At 61.1% G+C, this 17,864-nt stretch carries 16 protein-coding genes and 4 tRNA genes; 3 read left to right on the top strand and 17 right to left on the bottom strand.

Annotated features, from left to right (window positions below):
- Nucleotides 1-121: 121 nt before the first annotated feature.
- Nucleotides 122-331, bottom strand: a complete 210-nt coding sequence (locus OKW98_RS11835; RefSeq protein ID WP_265389319.1) for a hypothetical protein — start codon at nt 329-331, stop codon at nt 122-124.
- A 117-nt stretch (nt 332-448) separates the two neighbouring features.
- Here OKW98_RS11835 and OKW98_RS11830 point away from each other — a divergent pair, with 117 nt between their 5' ends.
- The gene (locus OKW98_RS11830) at nt 449-763 is read left to right on the top strand and encodes a hypothetical protein (RefSeq protein ID WP_265389318.1); all 315 of its coding nucleotides are present in this window, start codon (nt 449-451) and stop codon (nt 761-763) included.
- A gap of 205 nt (nt 764-968) precedes the next feature.
- Here OKW98_RS11830 and OKW98_RS11825 read toward each other — a convergent pair whose 3' ends face one another.
- The 4 genes from OKW98_RS11825 to OKW98_RS11810 all read right to left on the bottom strand — a co-directional run bounded on the left by OKW98_RS11825 (nt 969) and on the right by OKW98_RS11810 (nt 5,499).
- Entirely contained in the window at nt 969-2,282 is a 1,314-nt protein-coding gene (locus tag OKW98_RS11825) for an MFS transporter (protein ID WP_265389317.1), read from the bottom strand.
- 332 nt (nt 2,283-2,614) lie between these two features.
- Nucleotides 2,615-3,763 carry a galactonate dehydratase gene (gene dgoD / locus OKW98_RS11820; protein ID WP_065986272.1) on the bottom strand — a complete coding sequence of 383 codons (1,149 nt, stop codon included), beginning with the start codon at nt 3,761-3,763 and terminating at the stop codon, nt 2,615-2,617.
- 82 nt (nt 3,764-3,845) lie between these two features.
- Complete coding sequence (locus OKW98_RS11815) at nt 3,846-4,481, bottom strand: 2-dehydro-3-deoxy-6-phosphogalactonate aldolase (RefSeq protein WP_265389316.1); 636 nt, start codon at nt 4,479-4,481, stop codon at nt 3,846-3,848.
- A 1-nt stretch (nt 4,482) separates the two neighbouring features.
- Nucleotides 4,483-5,499 (bottom strand): 2-dehydro-3-deoxygalactonokinase, encoded by a 1,017-nt coding sequence (locus OKW98_RS11810; protein ID WP_265389315.1) that lies wholly within the window; start codon nt 5,497-5,499, stop codon nt 4,483-4,485.
- A gap of 393 nt (nt 5,500-5,892) precedes the next feature.
- Between OKW98_RS11810 and OKW98_RS11805 the strand changes: the two genes are divergently transcribed.
- Nucleotides 5,893-7,038: an acyltransferase family protein gene (locus OKW98_RS11805; RefSeq protein WP_265389314.1), complete on the top strand. Its 1,146-nt coding sequence runs from the start codon at nt 5,893-5,895 to the stop codon at nt 7,036-7,038.
- Between the two features lie 1,015 nt (nt 7,039-8,053).
- Here OKW98_RS11805 and asd read toward each other — a convergent pair.
- The 4 genes from asd to leuC all read right to left on the bottom strand — a co-directional run bounded on the left by asd (nt 8,054) and on the right by leuC (nt 12,582).
- Nucleotides 8,054-9,166: an aspartate-semialdehyde dehydrogenase gene (gene asd / locus OKW98_RS11800; RefSeq protein WP_065986059.1), complete on the bottom strand. Its 1,113-nt coding sequence runs from the start codon at nt 9,164-9,166 to the stop codon at nt 8,054-8,056.
- Nucleotides 9,167-9,247: 81 nt separating this feature from the next.
- Nucleotides 9,248-10,330 carry a 3-isopropylmalate dehydrogenase gene (leuB, locus tag OKW98_RS11795; RefSeq protein ID WP_265389313.1) on the bottom strand — a complete coding sequence of 361 codons (1,083 nt, stop codon included), beginning with the start codon at nt 10,328-10,330 and terminating at the stop codon, nt 9,248-9,250.
- A gap of 172 nt (nt 10,331-10,502) precedes the next feature.
- Nucleotides 10,503-11,147, bottom strand: coding sequence for a 3-isopropylmalate dehydratase small subunit (gene leuD / locus OKW98_RS11790; RefSeq protein WP_265389312.1), 645 nt, complete (start codon nt 11,145-11,147; stop codon nt 10,503-10,505).
- 10 nt (nt 11,148-11,157) lie between these two features.
- Complete coding sequence (gene leuC, locus OKW98_RS11785; protein ID WP_265389311.1) at nt 11,158-12,582, bottom strand: 3-isopropylmalate dehydratase large subunit; 1,425 nt, start codon at nt 12,580-12,582, stop codon at nt 11,158-11,160.
- 155 nt (nt 12,583-12,737) lie between these two features.
- Here leuC and OKW98_RS11780 point away from each other — a divergent pair, with 155 nt between their 5' ends.
- A complete protein-coding gene (locus OKW98_RS11780; RefSeq protein WP_265389310.1) occupies nt 12,738-13,625 on the top strand; it encodes a LysR family transcriptional regulator in 888 nt (295 codons plus the stop codon).
- Nucleotides 13,626-14,032: 407 nt separating this feature from the next.
- On the opposite strand, the gene OKW98_RS11775 is transcribed toward OKW98_RS11780, so the two are convergent.
- From OKW98_RS11775 to OKW98_RS11740, 8 genes are all read right to left on the bottom strand, one after another.
- The gene (locus OKW98_RS11775; protein WP_265389309.1) at nt 14,033-14,476 is read right to left on the bottom strand and encodes an Hsp20 family protein; all 444 of its coding nucleotides are present in this window, start codon (nt 14,474-14,476) and stop codon (nt 14,033-14,035) included.
- A 114-nt stretch (nt 14,477-14,590) separates the two neighbouring features.
- On the bottom strand, nt 14,591-15,550 hold the full coding sequence (locus tag OKW98_RS11770) for a tRNA dihydrouridine synthase (protein ID WP_265389308.1): 960 nt from the start codon (nt 15,548-15,550) through the stop codon (nt 14,591-14,593).
- A gap of 75 nt (nt 15,551-15,625) precedes the next feature.
- Nucleotides 15,626-16,066: an acyl-CoA thioesterase gene (locus OKW98_RS11765; protein ID WP_265389715.1), complete on the bottom strand. Its 441-nt coding sequence runs from the start codon at nt 16,064-16,066 to the stop codon at nt 15,626-15,628.
- A 382-nt stretch (nt 16,067-16,448) separates the two neighbouring features.
- On the bottom strand, nt 16,449-16,988 hold the full coding sequence (locus tag OKW98_RS11760; RefSeq protein ID WP_265389307.1) for a TetR/AcrR family transcriptional regulator: 540 nt from the start codon (nt 16,986-16,988) through the stop codon (nt 16,449-16,451).
- A 195-nt stretch (nt 16,989-17,183) separates the two neighbouring features.
- Nucleotides 17,184-17,259 (bottom strand) — tRNA-Glu (locus OKW98_RS11755).
- Nucleotides 17,260-17,311: 52 nt separating this feature from the next.
- Nucleotides 17,312-17,387: transfer RNA gene (locus tag OKW98_RS11750), tRNA-Ala, on the bottom strand.
- A 55-nt stretch (nt 17,388-17,442) separates the two neighbouring features.
- A tRNA-Glu gene (locus OKW98_RS11745) sits at nt 17,443-17,518 on the bottom strand.
- Between the two features lie 83 nt (nt 17,519-17,601).
- Nucleotides 17,602-17,677 (bottom strand) — tRNA-Ala (locus tag OKW98_RS11740).
- Nucleotides 17,678-17,864: the final 187 nt, after the last annotated feature.

Raw genomic sequence — 17,864 nt, 5'->3', positions numbered from 1 at the left:
GCTCGATTACTAAAGGCGATGGCTGAAGATATAGCGTGTGTGCTTGAGGTGAACGAGGGTGGGAAGTTTGGCGACTCGAACGTCCGAACGCGTTTCAAGCGTCGCTCTCTCACGCCCTCACCTAACTCCGCCATGCCTTCGTGGTGCCGATCAGGCCGAGACCCGACACATGGCAAATCGACCTCATCGCTACGCTTGCGCCCTCGGCAGTAAATGCGCGGACGCTGCGATGGTCGAGGAGTTGATCGATGATATCGTTCCAGGCGAGGAGCGCTGATGCATCTGGCTCACCATAGCGAGCCGCCATCTTTGATTGGTTGTTGGTAGCCACGAACACTCTCCAAAAAGGTGAACGGAGGCTATCAAATCGATGCCTGCGCCGCATGCCCCAGCAAAAATACTTCCTGCACCTAGTCCTCGAAAGCCAGAGCCACGAAGGTATATCCGTTTGTCTCCAAACCCACTCACCGCGCGCGAAACCTATCAAATCCTGCGGGACATCGCCCTGGGGGTGCGATCGATGCGCCGCATAGGCGAACACTCGTGGGTAGAAATTTACTGCGGCCTGATGACAGTCGAAACCGATGGGTGGGTGATCACGTTTTACAACGATTGCGACACACTCGATTATTGCGACAGCTGCTACAACCCGGAAGGCAGTGCCTATACCTTTGACTCCTCCAAACGGTTCGGTACCGATCCGGTGGAGCTGCTAAGCACGTGGGAACACCGCGAGCTCGAAAGGTTGCTCTCTTTGATGTAGACAAACTCTCAACCACGGTCCTACCAGAGCGCTCGGGCCAGGTGATTCTCGGTGACCCTTTCAGCAGCAACACCCCACGAACGATCTGCGACTCCAGGAAATAGTGAATATGCGCCCTGAGCGCAGCTCTCAAGGAAATGCACTCAGGTAAAGGTTCGTCACACGGTAAGTGATTGACGTGCCTCATTACGTATCGACAGAGCCATTACACCTCGATGCGTTCGACCTTGCCCACCAAGAGGATGTAGGACAACGCCCCGAGCAGCGCGAGAACGGCAATGTAGGTGATCGCAGGCGCAAAGGAATCACCCGACGCCAGGAAGCCGATGACGATCGGCGTGGCGATCGCCGCCAGGTTGCCGATCAGGTTGAACGTGCCGCCGGTCAGCCCTAACAGCCGCGCCGGGGCGAGGGTCGACACCAGTGACCAGGTGATCGACGCCAGGCCGTTGCCGAAGAAGGCCAGCGCGAGGAAGGCGATCACCAGCGGGGTCGAGTCGACGTAGTTGGCGCCGATGATCGAGGTGGAGATCAACAGCCCGGCGATGATCGGCGTCTTGCGCGCGAAACCCACGGTGTGGCCGCGACGGATCAGCCAGTCGGAGAAGAACCCCGAACAGAGCACACCGACGAACGCTGCGAGAAACGGCAGCGAGGCCAGCAGGCCGGACTTGATGAAGTCCATGCCGCGGTATTTGACCAGATAGGTCGGGAACCAGGTAAGGAAGAACCACAGCGTCGAGTTCAGGCAGAACTGGCCCAGGTAGATGCCCCACAGCTTGCGCTTGGTCAGCACGATGCCCAGATCCTGCCAGCTGAAACCGCTCTTGCGTTTCGAGGCATCGGTCTGCATGTCGACCAGGCCGCCGCCGTCCTTGATCAGGTCGATCTCGCCCTGGTTGATGCCTTTGAAGTCACGCGGTTCGCGATACACCATGTACCAGATTGCTGCCCAGAGCACGCCGACGCCACCGGTGGCCACGAACACCATGTGCCAGCCGTAGCGGCTCTGCAGCCACGCGAGCACCGGCGTCAGGAACGCCAGGCCGACGAATTGGCCGGAGGTGTAAAAGCCGACGGCGGTGGCGCGTTCCTTTTCCGGGAACCAGGCGGTGACGACCCGGCTGTTGATGGGATAGGCCGGGGCCTCCAGCGCGCCGACGGCCATGCGCAAAATAAACAGTCCGATGAAGCTGCCGACGAAGCCGAGGAAGATGGTCGCGATGGACCACAACGCCAGCGCTACGGTGTAGAGGATGCGCGGCGGTACGCGATCCACCAGCCAGCCGCCGGGCAGCTGCATGGCGGCGTAGGTCCAGCCGAACGCGGAGAAGATCAGGCCGACGTGCACCGGGTCGATGCCCAGCTCGCTGGTCAGTGCGGGCGCGGCGATGGACAGGTTGCTGCGGTCGAGGTAGTTGATCACCACGGTGATGAACAGCAGCACCATGATGAAAAAGCGTTTGCGGGTCGGCGTGGCCGTGGTCGCCCGCGCTTGCGGAACAGTCTGTGTGCGCATGGGAAGTGCCTCTTTTTATGGTTATCTGAGGTCTGGAGTTTTGTGTTTCGTGTGTTAATTGATTGGTGATGTGATTGGTCCCACGCTCTGCGTGGTAACAACGCCCCGACGCTCCGTGTCTGCCGGTCGACGCGGAGCGTCGGGAGATGCATTCCCACGCAGAGCGCGGGAACGATCAACATGCAGGGGCATGAACACCGCCCTGTAGGAGCCGGCTTGCTGGCGAACGCAATTCATCATTCACCAACGCAGCGCCTGACCCACCGCGTTCGCCGACGAGCCGACTCCTATGGGTTCAGCGCCTGTCAGTCAGCACGCTGCAATCACCTCAATCACCACTCGGCAAAGCTGCCGTCGGCGTGGCGCCAGATCGGGTTGCGCCAGCGGTGGCCGATGGCGGCGCGTTCCTTGACGTACTCTTCGTTGATCTCGATGCCCAGGCCGGGGCCGTTCGGGATCTTCACCATGCCCTTGTCGTAGTCGAAGACTTCCGGGTTTTTGATGTAGTCGAGCAGGTCGTTGCTTTCGTTGTAGTGAATGCCCAGGCTCTGCTCCTGAATGAACGCGTTGTAGCAAACGGCGTCCAGTTGCAGGCACGCGGCCAGCGCGATCGGGCCCAGCGGGCAATGCAGGGCCAGCGCCACGTCATAGGCTTCGGCCATGTTGGCGATCTTGCGGGTTTCGGTGATACCGCCGGCGTGGGAAGCATCCGGCTGGATGATGTCGACGTAGCCTTCGCTCAACACGCGCTTGAAATCCCAGCGGGAGAACAAACGCTCGCCCAGGGCAATCGGCGTGCTGGTCAACGGCGCCAGTTCCTTCAGCGCTTCGTAGTTCTCGCTGAGCACTGGCTCTTCGATGAACATCAGCTTGTACGGGTCCAGCTCTTTCATCAGGACTTTGGCCATCGGCTTGTGCACGCGACCGTGGAAGTCGACGCCGATCCCCACGTTCGGGCCCACGGCATCGCGTACCGCGGCGACGTTGGCGAGGGCCAGATCGACCTTGTCGAAGGTGTCGAGGAACTGCAGCTCTTCGGTGCCGTTCATTTTCACCGCAGTGAAGCCACGCTCCACCGCTTCTTTCGCCGCACGCGCGGTGTCAGCCGGACGGTCGCCACCGATCCACGAATACACCCGAATCTTGTCGCGCACCTGGCCGCCGAGCAGGTCGCTGACCGACACGCCCAGCGCCTTGCCCTTGATGTCCCACAGCGCTTGGTCGATACCCGCCAGCGCGCTCATGTGAATGGCGCCGCCTCGGTAGAAGCCGCCGCGATACAGCACGGTCCAGATGTCTTCGATGTTGCGCGGGTCTTTGCCGATCAAATAGTCGGACAGTTCCTCAACCGCGGCAGCCACGGTGTGGGCGCGGCCTTCGACCACAGGTTCGCCCCAACCGGTGACGCCCTGGTCGGTCTCGACTTTCAGGAAGCACCAGCGCGGCGGAACGATGTACGTCGTGAGTTTCGTGATTTTCATGTCTTGTCTCTCTTATTCAAAAACACATGCTGTTCGCGCACTGCTCAAAAACACAGCCTCGATGGCGCAACGAGCGGGTGGATCACTGATTGTTTGCAGGCTTGTGCTGGTTCCAGGCGTCCACGTAGGCCTTGGCGCTCTTGGCGACGTCATCGGCGCTCATGCCCGGCTTGAACAGGCCCGAACCCAGGCCGAAACCGGAGACGCCGGCGTCGAGGAAGACTTTCATGTTGTCCGGGGTAATGCCCCCGACCGGAATCAGCGCCGTGCCGGCCGGCAATACCGCCAGCCAGGCCTTGACCACCGCCGGGCCCATTTGCTCGGCCGGGAACATCTTCAGCACGTCGGCGCCTTCGGCCAGCGCGGCAAAGGCTTCGGTCGGCGTCGCCACGCCCGGGGACAGGAACAGGCCTTCGGCCTTGGCCGCCCGCAGCACCTTCGGATCACTGTGGGGCATGACGATGACCTGGCCGCCGGCTTCCTTGACCTGGCGCACTTGCTCCGGCGTCAGCACCGTGCCCGCTCCGATCAGGCAATCGGCGGGCAGGCTCTGACGCAGCAGGCGGATGCTGTCGTACGGCTGCGGGGAATTGAGCGGTACTTCGATGACGCGGAAACCGGCGGTGTACAGGACATCACCAATGGCCGGCGCTTCTTCGGGGCGCAGGCCGCGCAGAATCGCGACCAGACCGTTTTGCACGAGGGCTTGCTTGAGCATGTCAGTTCTCTACGTGAAGGGGCCGGGCAGCGGCCGAAGAGGATGATTGAATCAGACCGGCCTGCACCGCGACCTGCCAGAGGCCACGCTCGGTGGCCTGCTCCGCCGGGGTCACCTGGGCAAAACCGTTGGCATCGAGGGCGCGCTGATAGCGTGCGATCAGGGCGTCGCTGCCGACAAGGATCACGGCAGGCAGCTGCGCGTCGGTCTGGCGCAGCAGTTGCGCCAGCGCGACGATCTCGTGGCCGATCAACAGGCCGGACAGGTAATCGGATTGAGCGGTGCCGGACAGTACGCCGGTCAAACCGAGCGTGCGGCAGCTGAAGATGGTCGACAGCGGACCCGCCGCGCCGTTGGCCGACCGCGACACCCCCACGCCTCGGTCAAACGCTTCAGCGTCGAAGGTGTCGCTGCGCTGCATCGTACGGCCGAGAATGGTATGACTGGACAGCGCGGCGTAGACCTCACCGGTCATGAAGGTATCGAAATGCTCGATCCGGCCGTCCACCGCCCTCACCCACTTCGAGTGGCTGCCGGGCAGGCCGATCAACAGGGGTTTGGCGGCTTCGCTGGCGGTCAGCGAGTCGAGAATGCCGAGGACTTGGGTTTCTTCGCCGCGCATCACGTTGGGCAGCTCGGAACGCTGCAGGATGCCGGGAATGATGTGAATGTCGACGCCGCGCACGCTGCGCACCGTGACCAGCGCAGAGCTGAGGGCTGCAACGCTGGCGGGCGTCTGCTGATAGACCGCCTCGCGCCAGCCCTGGGCGCTGCCGACCATGCCGCAGGCGATCACCGGCAGCGTTGGTTCGGCGTCGAGCCAGTCGCCGCAGGCTTCGTCAAACGCCAGCTCGAATCCGTTGGAAACCTGCTGCCCGCCGATCGAACGGGGTGTCGATGGCAGCTGCATGATGCCCGCGCTGAGCGAACGTTGTTCCAGTACCCGGCCGTGTTCGCCGAGTCGATACGCGCGAAGGGATGTCGTACCCCAGTCGAGCGCGATCAATTGCGCCTGCATGGCTTCACCTGATTGTTATTAATGAGTGAATGCGGAGCGGACTATAAACCTGTTGCGCGGGCGATCTCAATATATAACTGACGATCCCATATAGTGGGATTTACTGTGTCAGGGCAGTGAGATCGATGAATGCCTGTTCCGAACAAGTTTGCGGTTAGGGCATACTCCTGCCCGCCGTTGGCAAAACTTTCACGAATCCCGTGTTAGTTTTTGGCTTGCAGCCTACGGTGCGTCAACCCCTGTTTTTCAAGCAGCTCCCACCACTCATCAGCCTCAGTGCCGAAGGTGGTAACTTTCCTGTATGCCCCATCCTTTCGCTCTCTGCCCTGCACGCCTGCTGGCGCCTGTTCGCGCGCCCGCACGCCTGACTCATCTGAAAAAAGGATACTCAAGATGAAGCGATTCCTCGTGCTCGACAGCCTGCGCGGTCTCTGCGCCCTCACCCTGATTGTTCATCACTCGCACATCGAGCGAAGCATCACGGAGCTTTCGTTTTTCCGTAACGCCAGCCAGTTCGCAGGTCTGTTCTTCGCCCTGAGCGGGTTTCTGATTTACCGGCGATACGTCGGCACGCTGAACACCTCGCGACAGCTGGGCGACTTCATGATTGGCCGGGCCTGCCGGGTCATGCCCCTGCACATCGCGGTGTTGTTGTTCTTCATCGGTTTCGAGTGTTTGAAGCTGGTGCTGGAACGCTATGGGCTGCTGTTGAATTTCCCGGCGTTCAGCGGTGACCGGGCGCCTGGGGAGATCCTGCCCAATCTGTTGCTGATTCAGGCGTGGTGGCCGGGCTTCAATGCGCTGTCGTTCAACTATCCGTCGTGGTGGGTCAGCGTCGCGTTTTATCTGTGGCTGATCTTCGGGCTGGTCTGCTATGCGCTGCCGGGCATGGCGCGGATGATTTTCACGCTGCTGGGGGGGTTGGCGTTTGTCGGGCTGTTTGCGGATTCCGATCTGCTGAAGCGCTATGTGTTGTCGGGCGGGGCCTGTTTTTTTGCGGGCACGGTGACGTATCGGTTGTACGCGCGCCTGCGCAATTTCGCGCCGGGGCTGGTGCTGGGCAGTGTGCTTGAGGTGGGGATATTGGCGTCGATCGGCTGGCTGATGGTGGACGGCGAAGCCCCGCTGACGATTGAGCTGGCGCTGCTGTTTTGCCTGGCGATTCTGGTGTTCGCCTGGGAGGCCGGGGTGGTGTCGCGGCTGTTGCAGGTGCGGGTGTTTCCGGCGCTGGGCAAATTGTGGCTGTCGATTTACCTGACCCATGCCGCGGTGATTTTCGTGGTCGCGACGGGGCTGACAGTGGCGGCGAAGTTTGGCGGTTATCCGCTGTTGGTGGATAAGCCAGGGGAGATTCCGGGGTCGTTGGTGCGTTATCTGAGTACGGGCAGTGCCCTGAACGACAATCTGTTGTTGCTGTTGGTGGTGGTGGCGGTTTTGGTGGTTTCGATGTTGGCGCATCGGTATATCGAGGTGCCGGGCGTGCGGTTTGCTGCAGTTTTAAGATCAAGGTCAAATTCAAGATCAGAAGCATCTGCCTAGGGGCAGATTGTTTCGCCTTCGGCGAGTTACTTTTAAAAAGCACTAAAAGTAACCAAAAGTGCCTGCTCTCGGTTTGGCCCGACTACGTCGGGTTCCCTCACTCCGACGACGCTCCGTGGGCCCGCGCCGAACGGACATCCATGTCCTGACGGCGCTCTCGCGGCATCCATGCCGCTCGGCCCACTGCGCGTCGTCTGCGTTCGGCCTGCACCAAAGTCGCGTTTTGCGGTGTTTGGGCTTTTTGCACATGAAGATCAAAAGCGCCATCAAGCAGATCAACAGCTTCCCGGCTGAAGCCGGTCCTACAGGAAACGGCGTGCATTCAGTGGGACCGGCTTTAGCCGGGAAAGCGTCAGTGGGCACGCCGCGAAATTGATGGCGAATGAACCGGTCCCCTTATTGATTGTTGATCGTTCCCACGCTCCGCGTGGGAATGCGTCCTGTGACGCTCCGCGTCAGATCGGTGGCTTGATGCACATCTTCTGCAGGACGCAGAGCGTCCGAGGCGGCATTACCACGCAGAGCGTGGGAACGATCGGATTCGACGCCAAACCGTGCGGCGGATGAAGATCAATTGTAGGAGCGCGCTTGCCCGCGAATTATGGTGGGTCAGCTTTATCTGTGTGACTGACAGAACGCCATCGCGGGCAAGCGCGCTCCTACACTGGATTGCGTCAGCCCTTGATCTGCTTTTGATCTTCGTACGCAAAAAGTCCAGACAACACAAGTCGCGACTTGGGTGCAGGCTGAACGGAGGTTTCGCGGAGTGGGTCGAGCCGCATGGATGCGGCGAGAGCGCCGTTGCGGACATGGATGTCCGTTCGGCGCGGACCCACGGAGCGGGACCGGAGTGAAGGAACCCCGAGGAACGAGGGGCCCAACCGAGAGCAGGCACTTTTGGTTACTTTTGGTGCTTTTCAAAAGTAACTCGCCGAAGGCGAAACGTCTGCCCTCAGGCAGACGCTCTTGATTTTGAAGTACTAACCCACGCCGCAGGGCTAGCGCGAACGCCGGATTACCGTTCCAGCAGAATACGAAGCATCCGACGCAACGGCTCGGCCGCGCCCCACAACAACTGGTCGCCCACGGTAAACGCGCCCAGATACTGCGAACCCATGTTCAACTTGCGCAAACGCCCCACCGGAATATTCAACGTCCCGGTCACCGACGTCGGGCTCAGCTCCTGAATGCTCGCTTCGCGATTATTCGGCACCAGCTTCACCCACGGGTTGTGCTGACTGATCATCCCCTCGATGTCGGCGATCGGCACATCCTTGTTCAGCTTGATCGTCAGCGCCTGACTGTGGCACCGCATCGCGCCGATGCGCACGCAAATACCGTCGACCGGGATCGGGCTCTTGAAACGACCCAGAATCTTGTTCGTCTCCGCCTGCCCTTTCCACTCCTCGCGGCTCTGACCGTTCGGCAGCTCCTTGTCGATCCACGGGATCAGACTGCCCGCCAGCGGCACCCCGAAGTTCTCGGTCGGGAAGCCCTCGCCACGCATCGCGTCAGCCACTTTGCGATCGATGTCCAGAATCGCGCTGGCAGGGTTCGCCAGTTCGTCCGCCACCGACGCATTGATCGCACCCATCTGCTTGATCAACTCACGCATGTTCTGCGCACCGGCACCGGAAGCGGCCTGATACGTCATGACGTTCATCCACTCCACGAGACCTGCCTCGAACAGCCCGCCCAAGCCCATCAGCATCAGGCTGACGGTGCAATTGCCGCCGATGTAATTTTTGGTGCCGGCATCCAGCTGCTGGTCGATGACCTTGCGGTTGACCGGATCGAGGATGATCACCGCATCATCCTGCATGCGCAGGGACGACGCCGCGTCGATCCAGTAACCCTGCCAGCCCGCTTCGCGCAGCTTGGGGAATACTTCGTTGGTGTAGTCGCCGCCCTGGCAGGTCAGCACCACGTCCAGGGTCTTGAGCTCGTCGATGCTGTAGGCATCTTTGAGCGGCGCGACGTCCTTGCCCACCGACGGGCCTTGGCCGCCGACGTTGGAGGTGGTGAAAAAAACCGGCTCAATGAGATCGAAATCCTGCTCTTCCAGCATGCGCTGCATGAGCACGGAACCGACCATCCCGCGCCAACCGACCAGACCTACACGTTTCATCGCAACTACACCTTAATTAAAAGTGGGGCCCCGACCGCAGAGAGCCACAGGGCTCAACCTGACAGTCGTGGGCCCGAGATATTACAGATTGCGCAGCGCGGCGACTACGGCATCGCCCATTTCCTGCGTCCCGACCCGGGCATTGCCTTCGGACCAGATGTCGCCGGTGCGCAAGCCCTGGTCCAGCACCAGGCTCACGGCTTTCTCGATGGCGTCGGCGGCGGTGTGTTCGTTGAAGCTGTAACGCAGCATCATCGAAACCGACAGAATCGTCGCCAGCGGGTTGGCCACGCCTTTGCCAGCGATGTCCGGCGCCGAACCGTGGCAAGGCTCGTACATGCCCTTGTTGTTCGAATCCAGCGACGCCGACGGCAGCATGCCGATGGAGCCGGTGAGCATCGACGCTTCGTCGGAGAGGATGTCGCCGAACATGTTGTCGGTGACGATCACGTCGAACTGCTTCGGTGCGCGGACCAGCTGCATGGCGGCGTTGTCGACGTACATGTGGCTGAGTTCGACGTCCGTGTAATCCTTGGCCACCTGCTCGACGATTTCGCGCCACAACTGACTGGACGCCAGCACGTTGGCCTTGTCCACCGAGCAGAGCTTCTTGCCGCGCACGCGAGCCATGTCAAAGCCGACACGGGCGATGCGGCGGATCTCGCTCTCGCTGTACGGCAACGTATCGTAGGACTGACGCTCGCCGTTTTCCAGTTCGCGGGTGCCACGTGGTGCGCCGAAGTAGATACCTCCGGTCAGCTCGCGAACGATGAGGATGTCCAGGCCGGCGACGATTTCGGGCTTCAGGCTGGAGGCATCTGCCAGTTGCGGATAAAGGATCGCCGGACGCAGGTTGGCGAACAAACCCAGTTGCGAGCGGATCTTCAGCAGGCCGCGCTCAGGACGGATGTCGCGGTCGATGGCGTCCCATTTCGGACCACCCACGGCGCCGAGCAATACCGCGTCAACCGAACGGGCGCGCTCAAGGGTCTCATCTGCCAGCGGCACGCCATGCTTGTCGATGGCCGCGCCGCCGATGACGTCGTGGCTCAGTTCGAAACCCAGCTGATATTTCTCGCTGGCCAGTTCCAGCACCTTGACCGCCTCGGCCATGATTTCCGGACCGATGCCATCACCTGGGAGAATCAGAATCTGCTTGCTCATAACGTCCTCGTTTCAATAAGTGCATCGGCGCTTCGAAAGCGCCGATTATGTAAGCAGGTGCTATGCCGTCTGTAGGAGCCGGCTTGCTGGCGAATGCGCCTTTTCAGTCACCGTCGCGTCGCCTCGCACACTGAGTTCGCCAGCAAGCCGGCTCCTACAGACCGGGTATCAATCAGGCATCCCTGAAAAGCCACGGCTGCGACGCGCGGTGCTTGCTCTCGAACGCTGCAATTGCCTCGCCGTCCATCAGGGTCAGGCCGATGTCGTCCAGGCCATTGAGCAGGCAGTGCTTGCGGAAGGCGTCGATTTCAAAGTGGTACACCTTGCCATCTTCACGGGTCACGGTCTGCGCTGCCAGGTCCACGTTCAACTGGTAGCCCGGGGTTGCCTCGACCACTTTAAACAGCTCATCGACTTCGCTTTCGCTCAGGATGATCGGCAGCAGGCCGTTCTTGAAGCTGTTGTTGAAGAAGATGTCCGCGTAGCTCGGCGCGATGATGCTGCGAAAACCATACTCTTCCAGCGCCCACGGAGCGTGTTCACGACTCGAACCGCAACCGAAGTTTTCCCGGGCCAGCAAGACACTGGCGCCCTGGTAGCGCTCGGCGTTGAGCACGAAATCCGGGTTCAGCGGACGCTTGCTGTTGTCCTGATACGGCTGGCCCACGTCGAGGTAGCGCCACTCGTCAAACAGGTTCGGGCCAAAGCCGGTTCTGCGGATCGACTTCAGGAACTGCTTGGGAATGATCTGATCGGTGTCGACGTTGGCGCGATCCAGCGGAGCGACCAGACCAGTGTGTTGGGTAAAAGGCTTCATACGGGGCTCCTTATGCCTGGCTCATGGTGCGAACGTCGACGAAACGGCCGTTGACCGCCGCCGCTGCCGCCATCGCCGGGCTGACCAGGTGAGTACGCCCACCGGCGCCCTGACGGCCTTCGAAGTTGCGGTTGGAGGTCGACGCGCAGTGCTCGCCGCTCTCGAGGCGGTCCGGGTTCATCGCCAGGCACATCGAGCAGCCCGGCTCGCGCCATTCGAAACCGGCTTCGATGAACACCTTGTCCAGCCCTTCCCGCTCGGCCTGTTCCTTCACCAAACCCGAGCCCGGCACGACGATCGCCTGCTTGATGGTCGCCGCCACTTTGCGGCCCTTGGCGATTTCCGCCGCGGCGCGCAGGTCTTCGATCCGCGAGTTGGTGCACGAGCCGATGAACACGCGATCCAGTTGAATATCGGTGATCGCCTGATTGGCTTTCAGGCCCATGTACTTCAAGGCCCGCTCGATGGAGCCACGTTTGACCAGATCGGTTTCCTGCGCCGGATCGGGCACATGCTGATCCACGGCGACGACCATTTCCGGCGACGTGCCCCAGCTGACTTGCGGTTTGATCTGGGTCGCGTCGAGCTCGACCACGGTGTCGAACACCGCGTCGTCGTCGGACACCAGGTCTTTCCAGGCCTCGACGGCTGCGTCCCATTGCCCGGCACTCGGTGCGAAAGGACGACCCTTGACGTAGGCAATGGTCTTTTTATCGGTCGCCACCAGCCCGACGCGAGCGCCGGCTTCGATGGACATGTTGCAGATGGTCATGCGGCCTTCGACGGACAGGTCGCGAATGGCGCTGCCGGCGAATTCGATGGCATGGCCGTTACCGCCGGCGGTGCCGATCTTGCCGATGATGGCCAGGACAATATCCTTGGCCGTGACGCCGAACGGCAGCTTGCCGTCGACCTTCACTTGCATGTTCTTCATTTTCTTGGCGACCAGGCACTGGGTCGCGAGGACGTGCTCGACCTCGGAAGTGCCGATGCCGTGGGCCAGCGCGCCGAAAGCGCCGTGGGTGGAGGTGTGCGAGTCGCCGCAGACCACGGTCATGCCGGGCAGGGTCGCGCCCTGCTCCGGGCCGATGACATGAACGATGCCCTGACGGATGTCGTTCATCTTGAATTCGGTGATGCCGTACTCGTCGCAGTTGTCATCGAGGGTTTTGACCTGCAAGCGCGACACCTGATCGACGATGGCGTCGACGCCGTCCTTGCGGTCCGGGGTGGTCGGCACGTTGTGGTCGACGGTGGCGACGTTGGCGTCGATGCGCCACGGTTTGCGACGGGCCAGGCGCAATCCCTCAAAAGCCTGAGGCGAGGTCACTTCGTGGATGATGTGACGGTCGATGTACAGCAGCGCGGAGCCATCGTCGCGCTGCTTGACCAAATGCGAATCCCAGAGCTTGTCGTAGAGCGTTTTGCCGGCCATCAGACGGTTCCTCATCAGCGTATTTCTATGCCCCGGCCGCCGATGTCGAGATGACACCGTAAAGACCTTTGGCTTGTGGGGGTGATGCTATGGAATATGCTTAAATAACTCAAATTCATATTTTTCATGCTTTGCATAACCAACAGGAATCCGAGATGGATCTGGCTAATCTCAATGCCTTTATCGCCATCGCCGAGATGGGCAGTTTCTCGGCAGCCGGTGAGCGTCTGCACCTGACGCAGCCGGCGGTCAGCAAGCGCATTGCCGGTCTGGAGCAGCAGCTGGACGTGCGGCTGTTTGATCGGCTGGGTCGCGAGGTCAGCCTGACCGAAGCCGGACGCGCCCTGCTGCCCCGCGCTTATCAGATCCTCAATGTGCTGGACGACACCCGTCGTGCGCTGACCAACCTGACCGGGGAAGTCACCGGGCGTCTGACCCTGGCGACCAGTCACCACATCGGACTGCACCGGTTGCCTACGCTATTAAGGGCGTTCACCAAGACCTATCCGGACGTCGCGCTGGACATTCAGTTTCTTGATTCGGAAGTGGCCTACGAAGAAATCCTCCACGGTCGTGCGGAGCTGGCGGTGATTACCCTGGCGCCCGAGCCTCACGCGCTGGTCAAAGCCGTGCAGATATGGGACGACCCGCTGGATTTCGTCGCGGCCCCCGAGCATCCGCTGGCGACCCAGGCAAACGTCAGCCTGGCGGACATCGCCGGCTACCCCGCGGTGTTCCCGGGCGAGAATACCTTCACCCACCACATCGTCAGCGGTCTGTGCGAGGCCCAGGGTTTGAAGCCGAACATCGCCATGAGCACCAACTACATGGAGACGATCAAGATGATGGTGTCCATCGGCCTGGCCTGGAGCGTGCTGCCCAGGACCATGCTTGATGAGCAAGTCACGGCCATCCCGTTACCGGGCATTCAGTTGCGGCGACAGCTGGGGTACATCGTCCACACCGAACGCACGCTCTCCAACGCGGCACGGGCGTTCATGGCGCTGCTGGACGCGCAGGCTGCGGAGTTTCAGCAACGGTAGAACCCGGCTTGCTGGCGAACGCGGTTCGGCGATCCCACTTCGGTGAATGACAGACAGCATTCGCCAGCAAGCCGGCTCCCACGGACCTCATGCACGCCAAAGCTTGTGTGCCATGGCCAGATTCATCGTAAGAGCGCGCTTGCCCGCGAACGCATTCTACCTGTGACGAATCACTCGCCTGACACCCTGCCTTCGCGGGCAAGCGCGCTCCTACAGGTTTTGCGGGGATCCGGGATTGGTTGGGTGTCAGGTTGAGCTTTTGATTCTGCCCGCAGGGCGTAGGAGCGCGCTTGCCCGCGATCGGCTGCACAGCAGTCGTGAATGCCGATCGGCGCCACACTCACGATGGGCACGAGACAGAAACAAAAAAGGCGCCCCGCAGGGCGCCTTTCTGGCCTGACTCGGGATCAGTGAGTCAGGGTTTTGCGGGCATTGATTTCGATGCGTTTTGGCTTGGCCTCTTCAGGCACCAGACGCAGCAGATCAATGCTCAGCAGGCCATTGGCCAAAGCGGCGTTCTTGACCTCGATGTGGTCAGCCAGGCGGAACGACAGCTTGAAGGCACGCTGGGCGATGCCCTGGTGCAGGAAGGTCACGCCTTCCGCGGTGTTCTCGCGCTTGTTGCCGGTGACGGTCAGTACGCCCTTCTCGACTTGCAACTCCAGATCTTCCTCCTTGAACCCCGCCGCCGCGATGACGATGCGGTATTGGTCATCAGCGTGTTTCTCGACGTTGTAGGGAGGGTAGCTGCTGGCCGACTCGTTGCGCGCCGCCGATTCGAACAAGTCGTTGAAGCGGTCGAAGCCAACCGAGTGACGGAACAGTGGAGCCAGGGAAAATGCAGTAGTCATCTGAAAATCTCCTGATAGATCAGCAAGTGGTTATAACCGCGACCCGTCTTCGGCATCGCGTAACCCCAAAATAGGGACGGCCATTTGCGTTTCAAGCCTCATCAAAAAAAAATTTCAGGCGGCTTCCGGCACGCTCACACCGAGCATCTGACTGATCCGCTCGCAGTCGGTTTCGCGGCGCAGGGCATCAAACAGCAGAGTCGCTTCGGGGTAGCTTTTGGTCAGCAGGACCACCCATTGCTTGAGGCGGCCGGGTGCCTGCACGCGGGTCATCTTGGCCATGGCCTGCAGCCAGAAATCCCGCAGCAGCGGCTGCAGCTCCGCCCAGGTCATGGGGATGACGTCGCGCCCGGCTTGCGCAGCGGCGATCTGCCGGCCCAGGTCCGGACGCGCCACCAGACCGCGGCCGATCATGATGTCGCGGGCTCCGCAGATCTCCCGGCAGCGGCGCCAGTCGTCGACGGTCCAGATCTCGCCGTTGGCGATGATCGGAATCTTCACCACGTCCTGAATCTTGCCAATCCACTCCCAGTGCGCCGGCGGCTTGTAGCCGTCGACCTTGGTGCGAGCGTGGACGACGATGAGTTCCGCGCCGCCTGCTTCCAGCGCCCGCGCGCAATCCAGGGCTGGCTCGGTGCTGTCGTAACCCAGGCGCATTTTGGCGGTGACCGGAATGTGCGCCGGCACAGCGCGGCGAACGTGGCTGAGGATGGTGTGCAGCAGCTCTGGCTCCTTGAGCAGCACCGCCCCGCCCCGGGATTTGTTGACGGTCTTGGCCGGGCAGCCAAAGTTCAGGTCAATGACCGGTGCGCCCAACTCGGCCGCGAAGGCGGCGTTCTCGGCCAGGCACACTGGGTCTGAACCCAGCAGTTGCACACGCAAGGGCACGCCGGCGCGGGTTTTCGAGCCCTGCAATAGCTCGGACGCAAGCTTGTGGAAGTAGTGCTCCGGCAGCACGCGCTCGGTCACCCGGATGAATTCGGTCACGCACCAGTCGATGCCGCCGACTTGCGTCAGCACGTCGCGCAGGATGTCGTCGACCAGGCCTTCCATGGGCGCCAGGGCAATTTGCATGGGTCACACTCAAAAAAAAGTCAGGCAGTTTACGCAGAGGCCGGCGGATTGGATACGGATTAAGCGCGCCGGACGTCAGGACACAACGCGGTGAAGGCCGGCTGCATATCCGTCGATGAATTCGCTCGGCATGCGCTTGGGCTTGCCCGACGACAACTCGATGCAGACGAAGGTGGTTTGCGCGCGCAGCAACGTCACGCCGTCGCTGGGCCGTTTGAGCTGGAAGCGCCGGGTCATCTTCAGGCGCTGGTCCCAGTCGACGATCCAGGTCGCCAGTTGCAGTTCGTCATCCTGATAGGCGCTGGCCAGGTAGTCGATTTCGTGACGCACCACGGCCATAGCCCGGTCAAGTCGGCGGTACTCGGTCAGGTCCAGTCCCAACTGCTGGGAATGCCGCCACGCGCAGCGTTCAAGCCAAGTGACGTACACGGCATTGTTGGCGTGGCCCAGGCCGTCAATGTCCTCCTCGCCCACCTGCAGATCGATGACGAACGGCGTTGCCAGATCCCAGACCATGTCTTCCCGCCCTATCAAATTCATTACGCGGACAGTGTAACCAAAAGCATCGGACAAAAACGGATGAGGGTCTCGCTTGACCAGAGGCTGCGGGTGTCCACGCGGGCCTCTTCCCGGCTGAAGCCGGTCCTACAAATGCGCGGTGATCCGGCGGGAACCATTAGAGCCAGGAAAGCGCTGCGCATTCTGTAGGACCGGCTTTAGCCGGGAAGGCGTCGGATGTCACGCCGCAGAATGGATGGTGCCGGTCCCACTGACGGACCGCGTGTATCTCGTAGGACTGGCTTTAGCCGGGAAGACGTCGGATGTCACACCGCAGAATGGATGGTGCCTGCGCTGGCCTCTTCCCGGCTGAAGCCGTTCCCACGGGGTCCAGAGCGACTCAGAGCACCGCCGACTTCGCCGCCCTCAGCACCCGATCCGACAGTTCGCTGGGCCCCAGGGCTCGGGCGAGTGCCAGACCACCGACCATCAAGGCGATATCGGCCAGGGTCTTGTCGGTCTCTTCAGGGCTGGCGGCGAGCTGCGCCACCATCAGTTCGACGTGTTCTGCCAAGGCGTTGCGAAAATCATCGGACAGACGCGCCATCTCCCCTATCGCCGTCGGCAGCGGGCACGCGTGCTCTTGGGCGTCTCGGTGCCTGCGCGACAGGTAGAACGCCGCCAACAGCGCACGGCGTTCCTCACCCGGCAATTGATCGTCGATGCCGGCGACCATCTCACGTCGCTCGGCCAGCAGGTGGCTGAACGCCTCAAGCATCAACGCTTCCTTGCTGTCGAAATGCGCGTAAAAGCCACCCACCGTGAGCCCGGCTGCGCCCATGATTTCGTTGACGCTGGGCTCGATCGGGCCGCGTGCGATCAGTGCGGAACTGGCAGCAGTGAGAATACGTTCGCGGGTCTGTGCTTTTTTGTCGTTCATGACCGCCTCCGGGATGATGGCGATAATATTATCCTCATCATGTGCGTTGGCAAGGGCGTATCGGTGCCTTGGGATAAACGATAAGCGGGATGAACGAGGGAGATAAACAGAGAAAGGGTCAGGAACCAAACCCCGGAAAAACAAAAGGGCCATTCAATAATCGAATGACCCTTGGTCTCGCAGAGCGAGAAATCGTGGCGTCCCCTAGGGGACTCGAACCCCTGTTACCGCCGTGAAAGGGCGGTGTCCTAGGCCACTAGACGAAGGGGACGCAAAACCTTCAGTCAGGTTCGTCGTCCCGCAATGACGAACCCTGGCGAAATTGGTGGAGCTTAGCGGGATCGAACCGCTGACCTCCTGCATGCCATGCAGGCGCTCTCCCAGCTGAGCTAAAGCCCCGACTTTACGCCTCTCGGCGGAGATCAGCTCTAACAACGGCCTCACTCGGTAAAACTGGCGTCCCCTAGGGGACTCGAACCCCTGTTACCGCCGTGAAAGGGCGGTGTCCTAGGCCACTAGACGAAGGGGACGTAACCCTTGCGTACCGCATCGGTGCTGGTTCCGATGCGGGACGAACTTCAAGGCAGTAAAGCAAACCTTGAAGCTTCTAATTTGGTGGAGCTTAGCGGGATCGAACCGCTGACCTCCTGCATGCCATGCAGGCGCTCTCCCAGCTGAGCTAAAGCCCCACAATACACTTACGTAGAACGCCGCGTTACCGCGTGTTTCTGCGTTGCCGTGTGGACGGGGCGCATATTAAGTGCGACCCACAAAGCTGTCAAACTCTTTTTCAAACAATTCCAAAAGAATTTTCCGGGATAACAATCACTTACCGCCTCCCGGAAAACCGGTTCACGCCGGGCCATTGGGCCATCG

The sequence above is a fragment of the Pseudomonas sp. KU26590 genome, assembly GCF_026153515.1.
Taxonomy (GTDB): Bacteria; Pseudomonadota; Gammaproteobacteria; order Pseudomonadales; family Pseudomonadaceae; genus Aquipseudomonas.
The sequence above is the reverse complement of the archived record's forward strand: the minus strand, read 5'-3'. Positions and strand labels throughout refer to the sequence as shown.